At 28.0% G+C, this 18,268-nt stretch carries 33 protein-coding genes; 2 read left to right on the top strand and 31 right to left on the bottom strand.

Going from position 1 to position 18,268, the window contains the following annotated elements:
* Positions 1 to 412 (bottom strand): restriction endonuclease subunit S (locus F801_RS0103485; protein WP_020104653.1); only part of this gene is annotated, 412 nt, incomplete at its 3' end.
* 617 nt (positions 413 to 1,029) lie between these two features.
* Here F801_RS0103485 and F801_RS0103480 point away from each other — a divergent pair.
* On the top strand, positions 1,030 to 1,332 hold the full coding sequence (locus F801_RS0103480; protein WP_334199020.1) for a YobI family P-loop NTPase: 303 nt from the start codon (positions 1,030 to 1,032) through the stop codon (positions 1,330 to 1,332).
* Between the two features lie 1,006 nt (positions 1,333 to 2,338).
* A complete protein-coding gene (locus F801_RS04390; protein ID WP_196227757.1) occupies positions 2,339 to 2,563 on the top strand; it encodes a hypothetical protein in 225 nt (74 codons plus the stop codon).
* A 172-nt stretch (positions 2,564 to 2,735) separates the two neighbouring features.
* Here the strand turns inward: F801_RS04390 and rplQ are convergent, their stop codons facing one another.
* The 30 genes from rplQ to F801_RS0103315 form a co-directional block, all read right to left on the bottom strand.
* Positions 2,736 to 3,098, bottom strand: coding sequence for a 50S ribosomal protein L17 (gene rplQ / locus F801_RS0103460; protein ID WP_013302199.1), 363 nt, complete (start codon positions 3,096 to 3,098; stop codon positions 2,736 to 2,738).
* Between the two features lie 2 nt (positions 3,099 to 3,100).
* Positions 3,101 to 4,102, bottom strand: coding sequence for a DNA-directed RNA polymerase subunit alpha (locus F801_RS0103455; protein ID WP_013302200.1), 1,002 nt, complete (start codon positions 4,100 to 4,102; stop codon positions 3,101 to 3,103).
* A 16-nt stretch (positions 4,103 to 4,118) separates the two neighbouring features.
* Positions 4,119 to 4,523: a 30S ribosomal protein S11 gene (rpsK, locus tag F801_RS0103450; protein ID WP_014335571.1), complete on the bottom strand. Its 405-nt coding sequence runs from the start codon at positions 4,521 to 4,523 to the stop codon at positions 4,119 to 4,121.
* Positions 4,524 to 4,541: 18 nt separating this feature from the next.
* Positions 4,542 to 4,910: a 30S ribosomal protein S13 gene (gene rpsM / locus F801_RS0103445; RefSeq protein WP_013302201.1), complete on the bottom strand. Its 369-nt coding sequence runs from the start codon at positions 4,908 to 4,910 to the stop codon at positions 4,542 to 4,544.
* A 20-nt stretch (positions 4,911 to 4,930) separates the two neighbouring features.
* Complete coding sequence (gene rpmJ / locus F801_RS04270) at positions 4,931 to 5,047, bottom strand: 50S ribosomal protein L36 (protein WP_013302496.1); 117 nt, start codon at positions 5,045 to 5,047, stop codon at positions 4,931 to 4,933.
* A 23-nt stretch (positions 5,048 to 5,070) separates the two neighbouring features.
* Positions 5,071 to 5,289, bottom strand: coding sequence for a translation initiation factor IF-1 (gene infA, locus F801_RS0103435; protein WP_013302202.1), 219 nt, complete (start codon positions 5,287 to 5,289; stop codon positions 5,071 to 5,073).
* On the bottom strand, positions 5,290 to 6,045 hold the full coding sequence (gene map, locus F801_RS0103430; protein ID WP_013302203.1) for a type I methionyl aminopeptidase: 756 nt from the start codon (positions 6,043 to 6,045) through the stop codon (positions 5,290 to 5,292).
* Positions 6,033 to 6,701, bottom strand: coding sequence for an adenylate kinase family protein (locus F801_RS0103425; RefSeq protein ID WP_014335573.1), 669 nt, complete (start codon positions 6,699 to 6,701; stop codon positions 6,033 to 6,035). Before F801_RS0103425 ends, map begins: the two co-directional genes overlap by 13 nt.
* A complete protein-coding gene (gene secY, locus F801_RS0103420; RefSeq protein ID WP_014335574.1) occupies positions 6,695 to 8,134 on the bottom strand; it encodes a preprotein translocase subunit SecY in 1,440 nt (479 codons plus the stop codon). The genes F801_RS0103425 and secY overlap by 7 nt, the downstream gene beginning before the upstream one ends.
* On the bottom strand, positions 8,134 to 8,580 hold the full coding sequence (rplO, locus tag F801_RS0103415; RefSeq protein ID WP_014335575.1) for a 50S ribosomal protein L15: 447 nt from the start codon (positions 8,578 to 8,580) through the stop codon (positions 8,134 to 8,136). Before rplO ends, secY begins: the two co-directional genes overlap by 1 nt.
* Before the next feature lie 23 nt (positions 8,581 to 8,603).
* Positions 8,604 to 9,275 (bottom strand): 30S ribosomal protein S5, encoded by a 672-nt coding sequence (rpsE, locus tag F801_RS0103410; protein ID WP_014335576.1) that lies wholly within the window; start codon positions 9,273 to 9,275, stop codon positions 8,604 to 8,606.
* Positions 9,276 to 9,277: 2 nt separating this feature from the next.
* On the bottom strand, positions 9,278 to 9,649 hold the full coding sequence (gene rplR / locus F801_RS0103405) for a 50S ribosomal protein L18 (protein ID WP_015084173.1): 372 nt from the start codon (positions 9,647 to 9,649) through the stop codon (positions 9,278 to 9,280).
* A 12-nt stretch (positions 9,650 to 9,661) separates the two neighbouring features.
* Entirely contained in the window at positions 9,662 to 10,201 is a 540-nt protein-coding gene (gene rplF, locus F801_RS0103400; protein WP_014335578.1) for a 50S ribosomal protein L6, read from the bottom strand.
* Positions 10,202 to 10,206: 5 nt separating this feature from the next.
* Positions 10,207 to 10,599, bottom strand: coding sequence for a 30S ribosomal protein S8 (rpsH, locus tag F801_RS0103395; protein WP_013302210.1), 393 nt, complete (start codon positions 10,597 to 10,599; stop codon positions 10,207 to 10,209).
* A 1-nt stretch (position 10,600) separates the two neighbouring features.
* Positions 10,601 to 10,786 carry a type Z 30S ribosomal protein S14 gene (locus F801_RS0103390; RefSeq protein ID WP_013302211.1) on the bottom strand — a complete coding sequence of 62 codons (186 nt, stop codon included), beginning with the start codon at positions 10,784 to 10,786 and terminating at the stop codon, positions 10,601 to 10,603.
* Between the two features lie 20 nt (positions 10,787 to 10,806).
* Positions 10,807 to 11,352: a 50S ribosomal protein L5 gene (rplE, locus tag F801_RS0103385; RefSeq protein WP_013302212.1), complete on the bottom strand. Its 546-nt coding sequence runs from the start codon at positions 11,350 to 11,352 to the stop codon at positions 10,807 to 10,809.
* 1 nt (position 11,353) lies between these two features.
* Complete coding sequence (gene rplX / locus F801_RS0103380) at positions 11,354 to 11,674, bottom strand: 50S ribosomal protein L24 (RefSeq protein WP_014335579.1); 321 nt, start codon at positions 11,672 to 11,674, stop codon at positions 11,354 to 11,356.
* 72 nt (positions 11,675 to 11,746) lie between these two features.
* Positions 11,747 to 12,118: a 50S ribosomal protein L14 gene (rplN, locus tag F801_RS0103375; RefSeq protein ID WP_013302214.1), complete on the bottom strand. Its 372-nt coding sequence runs from the start codon at positions 12,116 to 12,118 to the stop codon at positions 11,747 to 11,749.
* A complete protein-coding gene (gene rpsQ / locus F801_RS0103370) occupies positions 12,118 to 12,420 on the bottom strand; it encodes a 30S ribosomal protein S17 (RefSeq protein ID WP_013302215.1) in 303 nt (100 codons plus the stop codon). The genes rplN and rpsQ overlap by 1 nt, the downstream gene beginning before the upstream one ends.
* Positions 12,420 to 12,629, bottom strand: a complete 210-nt coding sequence (rpmC, locus tag F801_RS0103365; RefSeq protein ID WP_013302216.1) for a 50S ribosomal protein L29 — start codon at positions 12,627 to 12,629, stop codon at positions 12,420 to 12,422. Before rpmC ends, rpsQ begins: the two co-directional genes overlap by 1 nt.
* Positions 12,629 to 13,042, bottom strand: coding sequence for a 50S ribosomal protein L16 (gene rplP / locus F801_RS0103360; protein WP_013302217.1), 414 nt, complete (start codon positions 13,040 to 13,042; stop codon positions 12,629 to 12,631). Before rplP ends, rpmC begins: the two co-directional genes overlap by 1 nt.
* A 2-nt stretch (positions 13,043 to 13,044) precedes the next feature.
* Positions 13,045 to 13,776 carry a 30S ribosomal protein S3 gene (gene rpsC, locus F801_RS0103355; RefSeq protein WP_014335580.1) on the bottom strand — a complete coding sequence of 244 codons (732 nt, stop codon included), beginning with the start codon at positions 13,774 to 13,776 and terminating at the stop codon, positions 13,045 to 13,047.
* 2 nt (positions 13,777 to 13,778) lie between these two features.
* Entirely contained in the window at positions 13,779 to 14,144 is a 366-nt protein-coding gene (rplV, locus tag F801_RS0103350; protein ID WP_013302219.1) for a 50S ribosomal protein L22, read from the bottom strand.
* A gap of 13 nt (positions 14,145 to 14,157) precedes the next feature.
* A complete protein-coding gene (gene rpsS, locus F801_RS0103345) occupies positions 14,158 to 14,433 on the bottom strand; it encodes a 30S ribosomal protein S19 (RefSeq protein ID WP_013302220.1) in 276 nt (91 codons plus the stop codon).
* Complete coding sequence (rplB, locus tag F801_RS0103340) at positions 14,433 to 15,278, bottom strand: 50S ribosomal protein L2 (protein ID WP_014335581.1); 846 nt, start codon at positions 15,276 to 15,278, stop codon at positions 14,433 to 14,435. The genes rpsS and rplB overlap by 1 nt, the downstream gene beginning before the upstream one ends.
* Positions 15,279 to 15,280: 2 nt before the next feature.
* A complete protein-coding gene (gene rplW / locus F801_RS0103335) occupies positions 15,281 to 15,775 on the bottom strand; it encodes a 50S ribosomal protein L23 (RefSeq protein WP_014335582.1) in 495 nt (164 codons plus the stop codon).
* Positions 15,775 to 16,662, bottom strand: a complete 888-nt coding sequence (rplD, locus tag F801_RS0103330; RefSeq protein ID WP_013302223.1) for a 50S ribosomal protein L4 — start codon at positions 16,660 to 16,662, stop codon at positions 15,775 to 15,777. Before rplD ends, rplW begins: the two co-directional genes overlap by 1 nt.
* Positions 16,655 to 17,350: a 50S ribosomal protein L3 gene (gene rplC, locus F801_RS0103325; protein ID WP_013302224.1), complete on the bottom strand. Its 696-nt coding sequence runs from the start codon at positions 17,348 to 17,350 to the stop codon at positions 16,655 to 16,657. The genes rplD and rplC overlap by 8 nt, the downstream gene beginning before the upstream one ends.
* Before the next feature lie 7 nt (positions 17,351 to 17,357).
* On the bottom strand, positions 17,358 to 17,672 hold the full coding sequence (gene rpsJ / locus F801_RS0103320; RefSeq protein ID WP_013302225.1) for a 30S ribosomal protein S10: 315 nt from the start codon (positions 17,670 to 17,672) through the stop codon (positions 17,358 to 17,360).
* Between the two features lie 257 nt (positions 17,673 to 17,929).
* Positions 17,930 to 18,268 (bottom strand): IS3 family transposase (locus tag F801_RS0103315; protein ID WP_020104651.1); only part of this gene is annotated, 339 nt, incomplete at its 5' end.

The following is an 18,268-nucleotide window of genomic DNA, read 5'->3' as shown; positions in this document are numbered from 1 at the left end:
TAAATTGTGGAATGTTCCCTGCAGTCATTGATTTTTGAATATCTGCCATTTGAAAAACAAATAAAAAATATCGATAATTGTAAATTATGTTTCTTTTAAAAATTAATAAACCAGAATTAGAAACACTGAATTTTTCGTTTCTATAAAACACTACACCAGCATAATCTCTGGTGGTTCAAGTTAAACATTCTAAATCATATTTATATGAACTTATATAACCCATTGTTCCATTATTGGTGGTTTGCGATGAATAAACAGGATACTTGCCAGGATTATTTTGAATTTCATATTTAGAAACAAATCCTCCTCCATCTAATTCAAACAACTCTCCAACCTTACACTGTTGTCAAGTGTCAAAAAAACCTTTAAATCTTATTTTTGGCACTAATCTTTTTGTCATATCAGAATTCATAATTTCCTTATTTTGAGAATATTTTTGTTAATAACAATTTTTCAATTATAAAAATTATTTTAATTATATATAATAATTATTAAATTTGTTTTATATTATAAAAAACAGAAATAAAAATTTGAAATATATATAAAAAAAGAAGAAAAGTAGACAATACAAAGACAAAAACTTATCAAAAAATTAAATCCAATTAATTTAAAAATCAAAAGCTTCAAACCATATAAAGAAGATATTGATTTGCTTTATCACAAGAAAATAAAGATATAAAAAATATAGGAATCATTGGTGTTTATGGTTCTGGAAAAACAACTACTTGAAATACATATGTAAAAAATGAAAAAATTGAAGATAAAATTATATCTGTAAATGTGGGATTTTATAGTGATGAAAAAACCAACAAATGAAAGTGATTTTATCAACAAAATAGAATTTCAAATTTTGAGTTAAATTATAAAATAGCCTAATTCCGCTCTCTAACTTTAAACTTAAAAAACATTTTTCTTTATCGGTTTATATGTTTTTTATATTTCTGCTATCAATTTTTATTATTTCTATAATTGTTATTATTGGTATTGGATTTAAAAAAAGCATCTTTCCTATATGAGATAAATTAATATATTCTTTTTGTTAGTTGATTTATTTTCTATCATCTATTTTTCTATATATTTTTTAAGTATAAAAAATATAAAAGAAGTAAAATCAACTTAAAGCGTCTAGAAATGGATTTACATAAAAATACAGAAGATAAAAGTCTATTAGATAAAAATATTAAAGAATTTGCTTATATTTTAATTAATTCAAAAGCTAATGTTGTAGTTTTTGAAGATTTATATAGGTTTGATAATATAAATATTTTAATCAAATTAATAGAATTAAATTTTATAGTAAATTTACAAACAAAGTGATCAAAAATAAGTTAAAAGCCAATGCAAATAATAACTAAAATTTTCAAATTTAAAAAATTTAATATATTTAAAGATACAAAACGTAATTTTGAAGTTATTGAATTTGTTTATATGCTTAATAATAAGTTGTTTAATGTAGAAAATAGAAGTAAATTTTTGATTTTATTGTTCCTATTATTACAATAGCAGATAGCCTGATTCAAAAAATGAGTTAGAGAATTGCAGATGAAATTGTAATGTTTCAAATTTGTATAAATTTGTTTATCCACCATATGAGAAAGTTTTAAATATAGTTTGCAACTATATCAGTGATATTAAGATATTAAAAAGTATTTTTAATGAGTGAAAAATATATACAAATTTTATTAAAAAAATTCTTTAAATTTAGATAATGATAAAACATTTGCTATTGTAGCTTTTAAAAATATATTTTTAAAAAAGTATGATAAAACACAAAATCGAGAAGGTGGTTTATTTGAAATTTTTAATGATATTAAAGTAGAACTACAAAGGGAACTTAAAAAGTTTTGTGAAAATCCTTCATAAATGAAGCCAAAAGTTCAGAAATAAAAGAATATAGAAAATGAGAGCCACATACACAAATTGATGATTTTTCTTCAAGATATATTCTTAGATTATTAAATAAATATGAAAAAATTGAGTTTGTAATTTTTCTAAAAGTTATTATTTACAAGATAAAAATACTAAATATAACTTGATTTTAGAACTTATAAATCAAAATTATGTTAATAAAATTTATAACTTTATATGGTATTTTTAAACACTATGAACTTAAATAAGAAATTAACTGATACTGATATTACTTATATAAATGATGTTTTAAATAGTGATGTTATATCGTTATTGATAAAAACAATGCATTATATCTTGATATAAAAATCCGCAAGTACTATTGCTTATTAAAGCAAAAAAAATTATTACATTTGTAGAAAATACCAAAAAATTCAGTTTTTAAAAAGCTAATACTAAATATAAACTTATTAGAATTTTGTTTGAAAAAATGAAAAGAGGCAAAAGATTATTATACAAACCAAGAAGATGGAGAAGAACTTTTATTTTCAAGAATAAAAGATATTTTTTATTAGCAGTTTATAAAAAATCTGATTTGGAACTAATCTTTAGATGATGATTATCATCTAAAAAAAATGAGCAAAGTAATAAAAATGAGACTTTAAAAATATTAGACATTTTTTTAAAAACATATAGCAACAAAAAGATAACTTAAAAAAGAGTTTAATTATTTAAATAACATACAAAAATATTTACAAGATAAAAATTAGAATTTAATTAATATATTAAACTTATAAAAAGCTTTAAAAATAAAGAAAAAACCACTAAATTTTAGTGGTTTTTATAGAGTATTATTATTTATTAGTTATTAAAAAACTTATTTTAAATTATACCAATTCAATAACAGCCATTTTAGCATTATCACCTAAACGAGGAGGTAATTTAACAATTCTTGTATAACCTCCATTACGGTCTTTATATTTAGGTGCAATGGTCTTGAATAAATATGGCATTATTTCAATACCATCTTTGGTTTTTTCGTGACGTACATAAGCTAAAACTAATCTTCTTGCAGCTAATGTATCTTTTTTAGCTTTTGTAATTAATCTTTCTACATGTTTTCTTAATTCTTTAGCTCTTGGAAGTGTTGTTGTTATTTTGCCATGTAAAATAACTTGGGTAGCCAATGAACGAAGTACATGTTTTCTTCAAGTTGCATCACGACTATAAATTTGATGTGGATTTGCCATTTTTATTCTCCTTTTTTAAGTTCTAAATTATGTTCTTTTAATTTTTCAACTATTTCTTCTACTGATTTTTTACCTAAATTTTTAATGTTTTCAAGTTCTTCTAAGGTAAGTTCTAATAAATCAGAAATTTTATAATATTGTGCTCTACGAAGCGCGTTTAATGATCTAACTGTGAGATCCAATGTAGTTAAATCTGCTGAGTTTTTCTTCGGTGCTTCTTCTTTTTGTTTTACTTCTTCAAAAAATGAATCAACTTCAGCATCTAAATTTGCTGTATCACTAACTAATTTTAAATGTGCAATTAAAATTTTAGCAGCTTCAGCAAGTGCATCTTTGGCTAAAATTGTTCCATCAGTTTTAACTGAAAAAGTTAGTTTTTCTTCAACAATTGGATTTGAAGAGTTTAATTCAGTAGATGAAAATTTAACATTTTCAACAGCTGAAAAGTCAGAATCAACAGCGATTATTTGACCATAACCTAATTTAGATTCTAATGCAGGACCAAGTTCTTGAATTTTTCTTTTATTTGTTTCAAAATCAACAAAACCACGACCATAAGTTAAAAACATTTCAAATTTTAAAGCTCCAACTTCGGAAGTATTTGCAACGACTTGGTCTTTGTTAACAATTTCAAGTGCTGAATTTACTAAAATATCAGCTCCTGTAATTTTTCCAACTTTTCTTCCATCAAAGGAAGCTACTTGAATTTCATTTTGTAAAAATACTTCTTTTTTGAAGCTAAAACGTAATTTTTTAAGATTATTTAAAATTGTAACAACATCTTCACGAACTTTATCTATTACTGAAAATTCGTGTTCTACACCCTCAATTTTAACACCAAAAACCGCTACTGAAGGAACAGATGATAGAATTGTTCTTCTTAGCGAATTTCCTAATGTGTTAGCAAAACCACGTTCAAGAGGTTGTAATTCAAATGTTGTTTCAAAATCAGAAAGATGTTCAGCTTTATTTTCAATGTAGTACACTTTTGCACTTTTTTTCATTATAAATACCTACTTTCTATCTTTTAGTTAATCTTTTAATTACTTTTCTTGGAGGTCTTGTTCCATTGTGAGGAATTGGAGTTACATCTTTAATTTCAATAACACTAATTCCTGAAACTTCAATTTGTTTTCTTGCTGAATCTTTACCAGGTCCTAGACCTTTTAATTCTACTTTAACTTCTTTAATTCCGTGTTCTTTTGCGCCTTCACTTGCTGCTGCTGCTGCTAAAGAAGCTGCATAAGGAGTTTTTTTCTTGGTTCCTTTGTAACCAATAGCACCTGAAGAAGATCAAGCAATAACGTTTCCATTAAGATCTGTAAAAGTAACAATTGTATTTTGGTGAGTTGAATGAATATGAGCAATACCAGAGGTTATATTTTTTTTCTTAATTTTTTTTGGTTTTTCTTTTTTAACTGCCATTATTTAATCCTTTAAAAATTATTTATCCTTTTTACCCATAACAGTTTTTCTAGGACCTTTTCTGGTACGAGCATTTTTTTGTGTAACTTGTCCTCTAACTGGGAGTCCTTTTCTGTGTCTGATACCTTTGTATGATTTAATCTCTATCATTCTTTTGATGTTTAATTGAACTTCACGACGTAAATCACCTTCAGTTGTATAATCTTTTGCTACTTCTCTAATTGCTTGTAGTTGTGATTCTGAAAGATCTTTAGTTCTAACATTTTCGTTAATGTTACATTTTGCTAATATTTCTTTTGATCTTGATTTTCCAATACCAAAAATGTAAGTTAGTGCAATAACAATACGCTTATCATTTGGTATTTCAATATTTAATATTCTTGCCATATTTCATTATCCTTGTCTTTTTATCCTTGTCTTTGTTTGTGTTTTGGTGAGCTTTTACAAATTACTCTATTTGTACTTTTACGTTTGATAATTTTACAGTCATTGCAAATCTTTTTAATACTTGCTCTTACTTTCATATTTCTCCTATGTAAATGATAAATTATTTATAACGATAAATTATTCTACCTTTGCTAAGATCATATCCAGAAAGTTCTACTTGCACATGATCTCCAACAATTATTTTAATACGATGTAGCTTCATTTTTCCAGCAACGTGAGCCATAACTTTGTGTCCATTTTCAAACTCTACTTCGTATTCTTGGGTGTTAAAAACTTGAGTTACTACTCCTTTGAAAATAATTTTATCTTCTTTTGACATCTATTTTTTTATTTCTCCTGTCAGGATTATTCCTTTTGAATTTTTAATTAAAACCGTTTGCTCGTAATGAGCTGCGTTTTTATTAGATGCTGCAATTACTGTTCAGCCATCTTTTAAAATTTTGACCTTTGCAGAATTTTGTAAAATCATCGGTTCAATGCAAATTACCATATTATCTTGAAGTTTAATAACTTCATTTTTATTTGGATAATTATAAACATATGGTTCTTCATGTAGTGTACGACCTATTCCATGACCAGAAAATTCTTTAGGCGTGTATAAATTATTTTGTTTGATTACTTTAAAAATTGCATTAGCAATGTCTAAAGTTGTAGCATCTTTTTTAATAGCGTTGAATCCTGCTCAAAATGCACTTTCAGCAACATCAATGATTTTTTGATCTTGATAAGATACTTTACCTACTGCTTTTGTAAAGGCACTATCAGCGTGAAATCCTTCAAAAGCAAGACCCAAATCAATGGAGACAACATCAGATTCTTGAATTACATAATCCGTTGGTATACCATGAATTAATACATTATTAACACTAGCGCAAATTGTTGCTGGAAAACCTTGATAGTTTAAAAATGAAGGTTTAGCATTTCTTTTTTCGATCTCTTTAAAAGCGATGGCATCTAATTCTTTTAAAGAAACACCTGGTCTTACAAGGTCATAAATAATTTGTTTTACCTCTGCCAGGAGCTGACCAGCTTTAATTAGTTTTTGAACTTCTTGATCGGTTTTTATAATTTTCATAAAGTAGTAATAACTTCTTCTGTTAGCTTGTTTAAATCTTGATTTGCATCAAATTCAATTAAGAGATTTTGTGTTGCGTAATAGTTAATTAAAGGTGCTGTTTGTTCTTGATAAATTGCAATTCTTTTTTTAATTGCTTCTGGTTCATCATCTTTTCTTCTTTGCACTACAGTATTGTCTTTAAAACAATATTTTCCTTCTTTTGCTGGTTTGAATTTATCATGATAAGTGCTTTGACAAGTTGGACAATATTTTCTAAGTGATAAACGCTCTAAAATAATATTCTCAGAAGTTTGTAGATAAACAACAAAATCAATTTTAAAATTATTTTGTTCTAAAAACTTTGCCTGAGTAATTGTTCTTGGATAACCATCTAAAATAATGCCGTTTTCTAAGTTAGCATTTTGCAGATAATCTAAGACAATGTTATTTGTTATTTCATCAGGAACATAAAGTCCTTGTAAAATTATTTGCTTCATTTTTAAAGCAAATTCTTCATCTGAAGCTATTTTTGCTCGGAATAAATCACCTGTTGATAAATGCAAAATTTGCTTTTGTTCTTTTAAAATACCAGCTAGTGTTCCCTTACCAGATCCTGGTGAGCCAAGAAAAATTAAATTTAATGCTTTATTTGTTAATTTGTTATTTTTTATCATAATAAGTCTTTATTATTTAATAGTTTTTTAGTAGTTTTTGAAGCTAATGTTGAAGATTTATCAATTCTTTTTCTTTTGACAATAATTTTTTCAGCATCGTAACGTGCTTTAATTTGTGACATAGTTTCAATTGCTGTTGATACTAAAATAATTACCGATGTTCCACCAAATGTAATTTGTTGTGGCATACCGAGCATTTGCTCAACTGGTTGAATTACTCCTAAAATCGTTAAGTAAAAGGCACTAAAAATTGATAGTCTAAAAACAACTCCAATTAAGTAATCTTCTGTTTGTTCTCCTGGTCTAATTCCTGGAATAAAAGTTGAATTTTTAGCAAAATCTTCTGCAATTTTATCCACTCTTGATTGTTGTAATCCCATTACAATTGCAAAAATAATATTAACAACAATAAAAATAGTTAACCCAATTGGTTGATTCACTTGCATATGAGTTTGAATTCAATGTCTAGTAGCTGATGTGTTTGGATCTAAAAAACCTGTAAATAATGAAGGTAAAGAAACTACTATTAACGAAAAAATATTAGGCATAATCCCTGCAGGATTGAGTTTGAGCGGTAGTGTGGAAATTTCTTTAATATTTTTTGACATTCCTGAACCGGTTTGCTGAATTGGAATTTTTCTTTCTGCTAAATAAACAAAAACTACTATTAAAATCAAAACAAAAAATCCCAATAAATATGAAAAATATAAAACTATATCATTAATAATCGCTGAAGAATTAGAAGAATCAACAAAGTATTCAAAAGCAACTTTAAATTGACTTGGCAATCTTACAGCAATACCTGAAAAAATAATTAAAGATGTTCCATTTCCAACACCTTTGTTTGTAATTTGTTCACCTAAAAACAACGCAAACAAACTACCTGCAACTAATATAAAAGGAATTATAAAATATTGATAAAAACTAGAATCATTTTCAAGGGCAACAAAACGTAATGCTTGATTGCCAATTACAGTTCTAACTAAAACAATAGCTTGAATTGCTGCAATTAAAAAAGTTAGTAATCTTGTAATAATATTAATTTTTTGTCTTCCATGAGGACCGGATTGACTAAGTCGGTGAATTGGTGGTACTAACTTAGTTTGCGCAATTAACATTATTAAAGAAGCTGTAATAAATGGTCCAATTCCTAAGGCAACAATGGAGAAATTTAATAATCCACCACCACCTACAATATTTATAATTCCTAAAAATGAATTTCGATCAATAGCGTTTGCATTAACAAGTCTTAATCCTGGAATGGTAATTGTTCCTGCAACAACAAAAATTGAGAGCATTAAAAGTGTAAATAAAATCTTTTTAAGTAATACTTTTTCTTTTCATAATGTAGAAAAAGTATGCTTAAAATTAATATATTTATTTGCACTGTATTCAAAAACTTTTCCGAGAATTTTTGTTAAAAATTTAAGCACTATTTAACCTCTATTGATCCTCCTGCAGCTTTTACAAATTCAAAAGCTTTTGCGCTAGCTGCGTTTACTTCAATTATTAATTTTTTAGTTAATTTACCATTTGCTAATAACTTAACAGGTAAAGACTTTCTTCTCACAAGTCTTTTAACAACTAATTTTTCGAAAGTTACTGTTTCATTATTTGTGAATTTTTTATCTAAATCTGATAAAGAAATTGTTTGGTATTTAATTGAATTTACATTGTTAAATCCAATTTTTGGCACCCTTCTGTATCAAGGGTTTTGTCCCCCTTCAAATCCAAGACGAACTTTACCTCTTTTTCTTTGTCCTGATTGCCCTTTACCAGCTTGTTTTCCTTTACCTGCTGCATGACCTCTACCTTTACGGTGCTTATCTGGACGAGAATTTTCAGTTGGTTTTAAATTATGTAATTGTATTTTTGACATTTTATTTCCTTATTACTAATTTATTAATTTTGAGTTAATTTTTCAACTTCAATATCTCTAGCTCAAGCAATATCTTCTACTGTACGTAATTTTTGTAGAGCTTTAATTGTTGCATGCACTGTGTTGATTTTTGTTCTTGATCCGTGTGTTTTTGTATAAATATCTGTATAACCAGCTAATTCAACAACAGCACGAACTGTATTAGAAGCAATAATTCCTTTTCCTTTTGGAGCAGGTTTTAATAAAACTTTTGAAGCTAAGAATTTTTCTGAAATTTCATGTGGAATAGTTGATTTGTTAACAATTGGCACAGTAATTAAACGATTTTGTGCATCTTTAACTGCTTTTTTAATTGCGTCTTGAACTTCGTTTGCTTTTCCGTGTCCATATCCTACTTTTCCTTTTTTATTTCCAACTACTGCATAAGCTGAAAATGAGAAACGACGTCCACCTTTAACCACTGTTGTAACACGAGCTATGTCAATAACTTTTTCTTCAAATTCTGATTGAAACTGAGTTTTATCTTTTTTAGCAAATCCAGGTTTACGTTTAAAGGTTTTAGCTTCATTTTTTGAAGCATTTGATTTATCTGAAGCTTGTTTTTTATCAACAGATTCTTTAGAAACTACAACTGTTTGTGTAGATTTCATTTTTTCTGTTTTTACTACTTGTTCTTCTTTTTTTTGATTTTCCATAATTAAAACTTAATTCCTTGTTTTCTTAAAGCTTCAGCAAAAGCTTTTACTCTACCGTGATATAAATAACCTGAACGATCAAAAATAAATTCATTTTGATCTAATTTTAACTCTTTAAGTTTGTTAGCAAATAAAGGAGCAAGTGATTGTGCTGCTTGAATATTTCCACCTTTGGTTTTTGACTCTTTTTTAAGTGTAGTTGCTGAAGTTAAAGTTTTTGCAGATACAGGATCAAAAACATATGCGTAAAAATGATTCAATGATTTATAAACACCAATTCTGAGTTTTTGATTGGTTGTTAAATTAGAAGTTAGTTTATTTAAAATTCTTTTATGTTTAACAATTCTAGCTTGATTTCTTGTTTGTTTTGCCATAATTATTTAGCTTTATTTAGAAGCTTTTTTCCCTTCTTTTCTTCTAATAACTTCATCTTTGTATGCAACACCTTTTCCAGAATATGGATTTGGTTTTCTTTTTTGTCTAATTTGTGCAGCTAATTCACCAACTCTTTGTTTATCAATTCCTTTTACTACAACAACTGTAGGTTTTGGTACTTCTAAAGTTAAATCCTGAGGTAAGTCAACCAAAACAGGATGTGAATATCCTAATAATAATTCTAAAGTCTTATCTTTTAATGTTGCTCTGTAACCAACACCTTTGATTTCTAATTCTTTAGAAAATCCTTTAGAAACTCCGGTTAACATACCTTGTAATAATGAATTTGTAGTTCCGTGTAATTGTTTAATATTTTTTTCTTCTGATGTTCTTTTAGTAAGTAGAGTGTTTTCAACTTTTTCAATTGAAATAAATGATGAAAATTCTCTTGATAATGTTCCTAATTTACCTTTTATAGTTACTAAAGAATTGTTAATGTTTACTTCAACACCTTCTGGTATTTGTAAAACACGATTTCCGACACGAGACATATTAATTATCAAATGTAAGCAATGATTTCACCACCTACATTTTCCTTTCTTGCTTGTTTATCAGTTAATAATCCTTTAGATGTTGAAACTATAACGGTTCCATATCCCGATACAATTTTAGGTAAATCAGAAGCTGAAGAATAAACTCTTAAAGAAGGCTTGGAAACTCTTTTAATTCCAACAATTGAACTTGTATTTCCTTTGTATTTAAGCTCAACATTAATTTCTTTTTTAACTTCACCAGATACAGTAAATCCTTTTATATATCCTTCATCTAAGAAGATTTGTAAGATTCTTTCTTTTTTCTTAGAATGAGGAATAATAACATTTTTGTGTTTACGTGTGAAGGCATTTTTGATTCTTGTGATCATATCTGCTATTGGATCTGTGATTATCATATTATCAACTCGCTTTCTTAATACCTGGTATTTGTCCTTTGTGAGCTAGTTCACGGAAGCAAATTCTACAAATTTTAAATTTACGTAATACAGCATGTGGACGACCACATAATTGACATCTTGTATAAGCACGTACTTTAAATTTAGGATGCTTTTCTGCTTTTACTTTTAATGATTTTTTTGCCATGTACTTTCCTTTTTGTTTTATTATGCTTTCTTAGCAAATGGTATGCCTAAGAGTTCTAATAATGCTCGAGCTTCTTTATCAGTTTTAGCTGTGGTTACAATAATTACATCTAAACCTTTTAATTTACGGATTTTATCAAAACTAATCTCTGGGAAGATAATCATTTCTTTAACACCTAAAGAAAAGTTCCCTCTACCATCAAATGCTTTTGGATTTACTCCTCTAAAATCTCTAATTCTTGGAATGGAAACATTAATAAGTTTTGCTAAAAAGTCTCACATATTGTCTCTTCTTAGTGTTACTTTTGCTCCAATTGGCATTCCTTGACGTAATTTTCAAGAAGCTAATGATTTTTTTGCAACTGTTTGATATGGTTTTTGTGCTGAAATTAAAGACATTTCATTCATAACTTCTTCGATAGCTTTTGAGTTAGTAACTTCTTTACCAGCTGTCATATTTAAAACTATTTTTTCAATTCTTGGAATTTGCATATCTGAAGAATAGTTAAATTTTTCTTTTAATGCAGCTTTTACTTTTGAATTATAGTGTTGTACTAAAGCGTTCATATTAAATTACCTTCTTTGTAGTTTTTGCTATACGAAGTTTTTTATTGTCTTTAAAAATGTAGCCGATTTTGGATTTTTCTGCTGGTTTGTCTTTAGATGCTTTTTTAGTTACAATCGCTACTTTAGAAACATGAATTGGTCCCTCATAAATTGAAATAGAACCTTCGGTGTTTTGTTGATTTGGTTTTTTATGTTTTGTGACTTTATTAATATCTTTTACTACCACTGTTTGTTTTTTTGCGTTTACGGATAATACTTTACCTGTTTTTCCTTTATCATCACCTGAGATAACTAAAACTTCATCGTTTTTTCTAATTTTCATCATTTTCCTTTGTAAAAATTTAAGAATGTATTAATTTGTTTTGTTTTGCAAATGATTTTAGCAAACAAGTTTTTATAAAACTTCAGGTGCTAATGAAACGATTTTTGCAAATTTTTGATTATCTCTGATTTCTCTAGCAATTGGACCAAACACCCTTGTTCCTCTAGGTGTTCCATCTTCTTTAATGATAACAACAGCGTTGTCATCAAATCTAATACGTGATCCATTTCTTCTATTAATTCCATAAACTGAACGAACAATAACAGCTTTAACTACTTGGCCTTCTTTAACAATTCCTCCTGGAATCGCTTTTTTCACAGAACACACAATAACATCACCAATATTAGAATTTTTCTTAACAGAACCACCTAAGTTTCTAATTAAACCAACTTCTTTTGCACCTGAATTATCTGCAACTTGTAATCTTGATTGTTCTTGTAACATTATTTATCTCCTTTAGAAGATGTAATAGTTATTAATCTAAAAGATTTAGTTTTGGAATATGGACGAGTTTCAGCAATTCTAACTACATCTCCAACTTTTGCTTTTTGTTCTTCATCATGAGTTGCGAATTTTTTAACTTTTTTGAATCTTTTTTGATATAAACGGTGTTTAACATAAGTTTCAACAGCAACAATTATTGTTTTTTCATTTTTATCAGAAACTACAACTCCAGTTAAAGTTTTACGTGTATTTTGTCTTTTTTGACTTGCATCTTTATGAGATTTATGATTAAAATGAGACATTATTTTCTACCTTTTTCTTGTTCTAATTCTGATTGTCTAATTGCTGTTAAAATTCTGGCAATATCTTTTCTTACTTGTTTGATTTTATGAGTATGATCTAGTTGTTGAGTTTTATTTCTAAAACGAAGGGTAAAAAGCTCTGATTTATATTCATTTAATAACTGTTCTAATTGCTCAGTAGTTTTTTTCTTTAAATCTTTGAATTCCATTATTCTCCCTTGCTAATTATTCTTCATTTTACTGGTAGTTTGTGTCCACCTAAACGAAGTGCATCACGAGCTATTTCTTCTTTAACTCCACCAACTTCAAACATAACTGTATTTTCTTTAACAACAGCTACTCATTTTTCAGCTGAACCTTTACCAGATCCCATTCTAACTCCAATAGGCTTTTTAGTAAGAGATAGATGAGGGAAGATTCTTATGTTAACTTGTCCTTCACGACCCATTCTTCTTGTAATCGCAATCCTTGCTGATTCAATTTGTCTTGCACTTATTCATTGAGATGTTGTAGCTTGAAGTCCAAATTCTTCAAATGAAACTTCTTTTCCTCTAAAAGCAGCACGTTTGTCATGTTTTACTCTAAATGTTTTACGGTGTTTTGTTTTTTTAGGTTGTAACATTTTTATTCCTTTGTACTTTCTTTTTTAACTCTTGCTGCTCTTTTTGGACCTTTTTTGTGTGTTGGTTCTTCTTCATTATATGCTTGATTTTGCTTTGCAAATACTTCGCCTAATGAAACTCAAACTTTAACTCCAAGTGCTCCATAAGTTGTTCTTGCTGTTGCTGTTGCATAACTAACATCTTGTCTAAGTGTGTGTAATTTCATTTCACCTTCAGAATATCCTTCTGATCTAGCCATATCAACACCATTTAAACGACCACTAACTTTAGTTTTAATACCTTTAGCTCCGGCTTTTTGTGCTAAACGAATTGCAAATTTTTGTGCCATACGGTATGATCCACGGTTTTCTAATTTAATTGCAATTGATTCAGCTAATAATTTTGCATCTAAATCTGGTTTTTCAATTTCTACTGCATCTATGTTTAAAACAAGTTTTTTATTTTTAACGTATTTTTTAACATCTTCAATTATTTTTTTAAGATTACTTCCTGATTGTCCTAGAAAAGTACCTAATTTTGCAGTGTAAACTACAACTGTTACTTTGTTATCTTGATCACGACGAATTTTTGTATTACCAATTAAATATTCTCTTGTTATTTTTTCAAAAAAACGATGAATTTTAACATCTTCTAAAAGATTTGGAGCAAAGTCTTTTTTATCAGCATATCAAATTGCATTATGTTCTTTAGTAACTCCGTATCTAAATCCATTTGGATTAACCTTTTGTCCCATAATTATTTATCTCCTAATAAACTTACTTCTTCAACTACTACAGCTAAATGAGAAGTTCTTTTTAAAATACGATATGCAACACCTTTTGCTCTTGGTTGAAATCTTTTAAGTGTTGGACCTTCATTTACAATTACATCTTTAACTACTAAACTATCACCGTTTAATCCATGGTTATTAACAGCATTTGCTACAGCTGAGTTTAATAGTTTTATGAAGAAATATGAAGCTTTTTTATTTGTATTTTGTAAAATAGCTAATGCATTTGTAGTTGGTTGTTTTTTAATTAAACGTGCAACTAAACGAGCTTTTTGAGCTGAAATACGTTGCATTTTTACACTAGCTCTTGCTTGTTGTGATTTATTTTCCATAACTAATGCCTACCTATTTTTTCTTCCCTTTGTCTTGTCCATGTCCTGTATATGTTCTTGTAGGAGAAAATTCACCTAATTTGTGTCCAACCATATCATCAGTTACATAAACTTCATTGAAGATTTTTCCATTATGAACTAAAAATGTGAGTCCAACAAATTCAGGAAATATTGTAGATCTTCTTGATCAAGTTTTAATTGGTTTTTTGTTTTTTTGTTCATTCATCGCCTCTACTTTTTTAAGTAAATGCTCATCTGCAAATGGACCTTTTTTCAATGAACGTGCCATTATTTAGTATCCTTTCTTCTTCTAAGAATCAATTTAGTTGAAGCTTTTTTATTATTTCTTGTTTTAATTCCAAGTGCTTTTTTACCTCATGGAGTAAGTGGTGCTTTACGTCCAATTGGTTGTTTACCTTCACCACCACCATGTGGGTGATCATTTGGGTTCATTACAGAACCTCTAACTGTTGGACGAATACCTAAATGACGATTACGTCCTGCTTTTCCAATGTTAACTAGGTTATGTTCTTCATTTCCTACAACACCTATTGTTGCTCTACATTTAGATAACACACGACGGTATTCACCAGATTTTAATTTTAAAACAACATATTTTCCATCTTCATCTTTACCTTGGATTTGAATTGAAGATCCAGCTGAACGAGCAAGTTGTCCACCTTTTCCTGGTTTTAATTCAACATTGTGAATAAATGTACCTTCAGGAATTTGTGATAAAGGAAGTGAGTTTCCAACTAAAATATCTGCATTATCACTAGAAATTACTTGTTGACCAATTTTTAAATCTTTTGGAGTTAAAATGTATCTTTTTTCTCCATCAACATAGTTAATTAAAGAAATATTTGCTGATCTATTTGGATCATATTCAATAGATTTTACATAACCTGGAATATCAAATTTATTTCTTTTAAAATCGATAATTCTGTATTTTCTTTTGCTTCTTCCACCTTGGTGTCTTATTGTAATTTTTCCTGTGTTATTACGACCAGATTTTTTAGGCAAGATAACAAGTAAAGATTTTTCTGGAGTATGTCCTGATAAGTTTTTTGAATAATCTAAAGAGCTCATATTACGAAGCCCATTGGTTGTAGGTTTATATGTTTTCATCGCCATATTTACTCTCCTTTAGTTGCTTTTTTAACTTTAGCATCTGCAGTTTCTTTAGTAGTTGATTTTACTTCTTTTTCTTCTACTTTTGTGATTGATTTAGATTTTAGAGCTAATTTTTTGGCAACTTTTTCTTCTATTTTTTTAGCTTTTTCTCTTAATGTAGTTTCTTTAGCTTTTATTTCTTGTTCTGCTCTTAATTTTTCTTCTTTTTCTTCTTGAGTATCTTCTGGATAGAAATTAATTGATCCTTGAGATATAGTAACTATAGCTTTTTTATAAGCATTAGTAAATCCATGGAAACGACCTAATTTTTTTGGTTTTTTAGGTACATTAAAGATATTTACTTTTGCTACTTTAACATCAAAAATGTGTTCAACAGCTTTTTTAACTTCTGCTCTGTTTGTTCTTCTGTCTACTTTAAATGTGTAAACATTTTCAGACATTTGTAAATGAGTTTTTTCTGTTAACAATGGAGCTTTAATAATTTCATTTATATTCATTATTTAAATCTTCCTTCTAGGTTTTTAATATCTGATTCTGAAATAATGAACACATCTGCTTTTACTAAATCTTCTACTAAAATTGAACTTCATTTTGTAACTTTAACATTTTGTAAATTACGAGCTGATAAGAAAAGTTCTGAAGATGATGAAATAATTAACACATTTTTTAATTCATTTAATTTTTCAGAAGCTAATTTTTTAACTAGTGTCTTAGTTGAAATTTCTTTTTGTGCAAAATCAGAAACTAGTACTTGATTATTTTGAGCAAGTTGACTTAAAGCTGAGGCAAAAGCTAATTTGCGAACTTTTTTGTTTAATTTAATTTTGTAATTTTTATTATTTGTAGGCCCAAATGCACGACCACCACCTACAAAAATTGGTGAACGTAGAGAGCCAGCTCTTGCTTTACCTGTACCTTTTTGTTTTCAAGGTTTTTTACCTGTTCCACTAACTTCTGCTCTTGATTTTACTTTATGAGTTGGATTTCTGCGTGATCCTCTTTCATATAATATAGTGTCAAAAATAGCTTGTGAGTGAATTTCAGTTTTTCCAAATAATTCATTTGGTAAAGAAACTTTATTTGTAATATTTACTTTTGCTACGTTTTTAGTTTGCTTGATTTCAACTTTTTTCTCGCCTGTTTTTGCAGAAGCTGTAGGTTTTGTTGCAGGTTTTGGAGCTGCTTTTGTAACTACTTTTGCTTGAGTTGTTGCTTTTTCAGGTGTTTTTACTTGTTGAACTTCAGGTTGTTTTTCAACTTTTTTAGTATGTACATGAGTATGTGTATGTTTGTGTACATGTGTGTGAGTTGTTGAAGATCTTGGTTTAATAACTTCTTTTTTAGGGGCATTACTTGTTTGAGTTGTGTTTTCTTTTTTATTCATTAGTTGCCTCCTCTGATTGTGTTTGTGAATAATCAACTAAAACTTCTGCTGCTTTTTTAGGAGCTTGTTTAACTGATTCTTTAATAACTAAAAATGATTTTTTAGGTCCTGGAACAGATCCTTTAATAACTAAAATGTTATTTGTTAAATCAATTTTAATAATTTCTAGATTTTGTACTGTAGTTCTTTCATGTCCTAAATGACCTGGCATTGTCATACCTTTAACTACTTTGTTTCCTGAAATATCACCAATTGATCCTGTTTGACGAATAGGTTTAGAACCTCCACCTCCACCATGAGATTTTGGACCTATGTGTTGGTTATATCTTTTAATAGTTCCGGCAAATCCTTTACCTTTTGACGTTCCAACTACATCAACAAATTCACCTTCTTCAAATATAGATAAATCTACTTTTTGTCCTAATTCAGCTTGCATATTTCTAAACTCTTTAACGAAACGTTTTGGTTCAGTATCAGCTTTTTTAAAATGTCCTAATTCTGGTTTTGTAAATCTGCTTTTTTTCTTGTCAAATGCTGCTAATTGAATAGCTTCATAACCGTTTTTATCTTTAGTTAAAACATTTGTAACTACGTTAGGTTGAACTTCTACAACAGTAACTGGAATGCTAATTCCTTCTTCTGTAAATAGTTGTGTCATTCCCACTTTTTTACCTAAAATACCTTTCATGTTTCTCCTATGATAATTCTAGACTTACTTTAACACCAGAATTTAGTTGTAGTCTTTTAATTTTGTCTACTAATACTTTTGAATTAGAACTGTTTGTTTTAACAATAATTAATCTTTGGTGTGTTCTACTTTCGAATTGCTCACGTGATTTTTTATTAACATGAACTGATCTCAAGATAGTAAAGATTTCTTTTTTGGTTGGTAGTGGAATTGGACCACTTACTTCGGCATTTGCTTCTTTTGCAACTAAAACTATTTTCGCTGTTGCATTGTCTATTAGACGATGATCAAATGCTTTTAGTTTAATTTGAATTTTATCCATAAAAATAAAATGTTGTCTCCTTTGGTTTTTTCTAAAACCAGACTCTACATAAAAACCGATAACTAACTAACAACTCTCTTTAGTGTATCGCAACCTTATGCTTCATAGTCCTAAATTTAGTTTTTTAATTATATTCCTTTTTTTTAAAAACACCAAATATTTTTTTGTTTTTATTAAGTAAATAATTATTTGATTATGAAAGTCATTTACTCATTCGAGGTGATACCCTTTTCTTAATAAAATTTTAAATAATTAAATTAATTATAATTTGAAATGAATGTTCCCCTAAATTTAATGGGAAACATTCATTTTATTTTGTCTTTAATTCGTTTGTAATTGTAATAATAAATATAATTTGCAATTGCTTTGTGAAATTGTTTAAAAGTTAAAAATTCTTTTTCGCGACCATAAAAACATTCTCTTTTTAATGTCCCAAAAAATGATTCAATAATGCTATTATCTAAACAATTTCCTTTTCGAGACATGGACTGAGTTATTCCTTTTTGTTTTAATTTTTCTGAAAATTGTTTATGTTGATATTGTCAACCTTGATCACTGTGAAAAATTAAACCTTCAAGATTTTTGTGCTTTGAAAA

The sequence above is a fragment of the Mesomycoplasma hyorhinis ATCC 17981 genome (assembly GCF_000383515.1).
Classification (GTDB): Bacteria; Bacillota_I; Bacilli_A; order Mycoplasmatales; family Metamycoplasmataceae; genus Mesomycoplasma; species Mesomycoplasma hyorhinis.
Note: the sequence above shows the minus strand (reverse complement) of the source record. Positions and strands in the feature narration are given on the sequence as shown.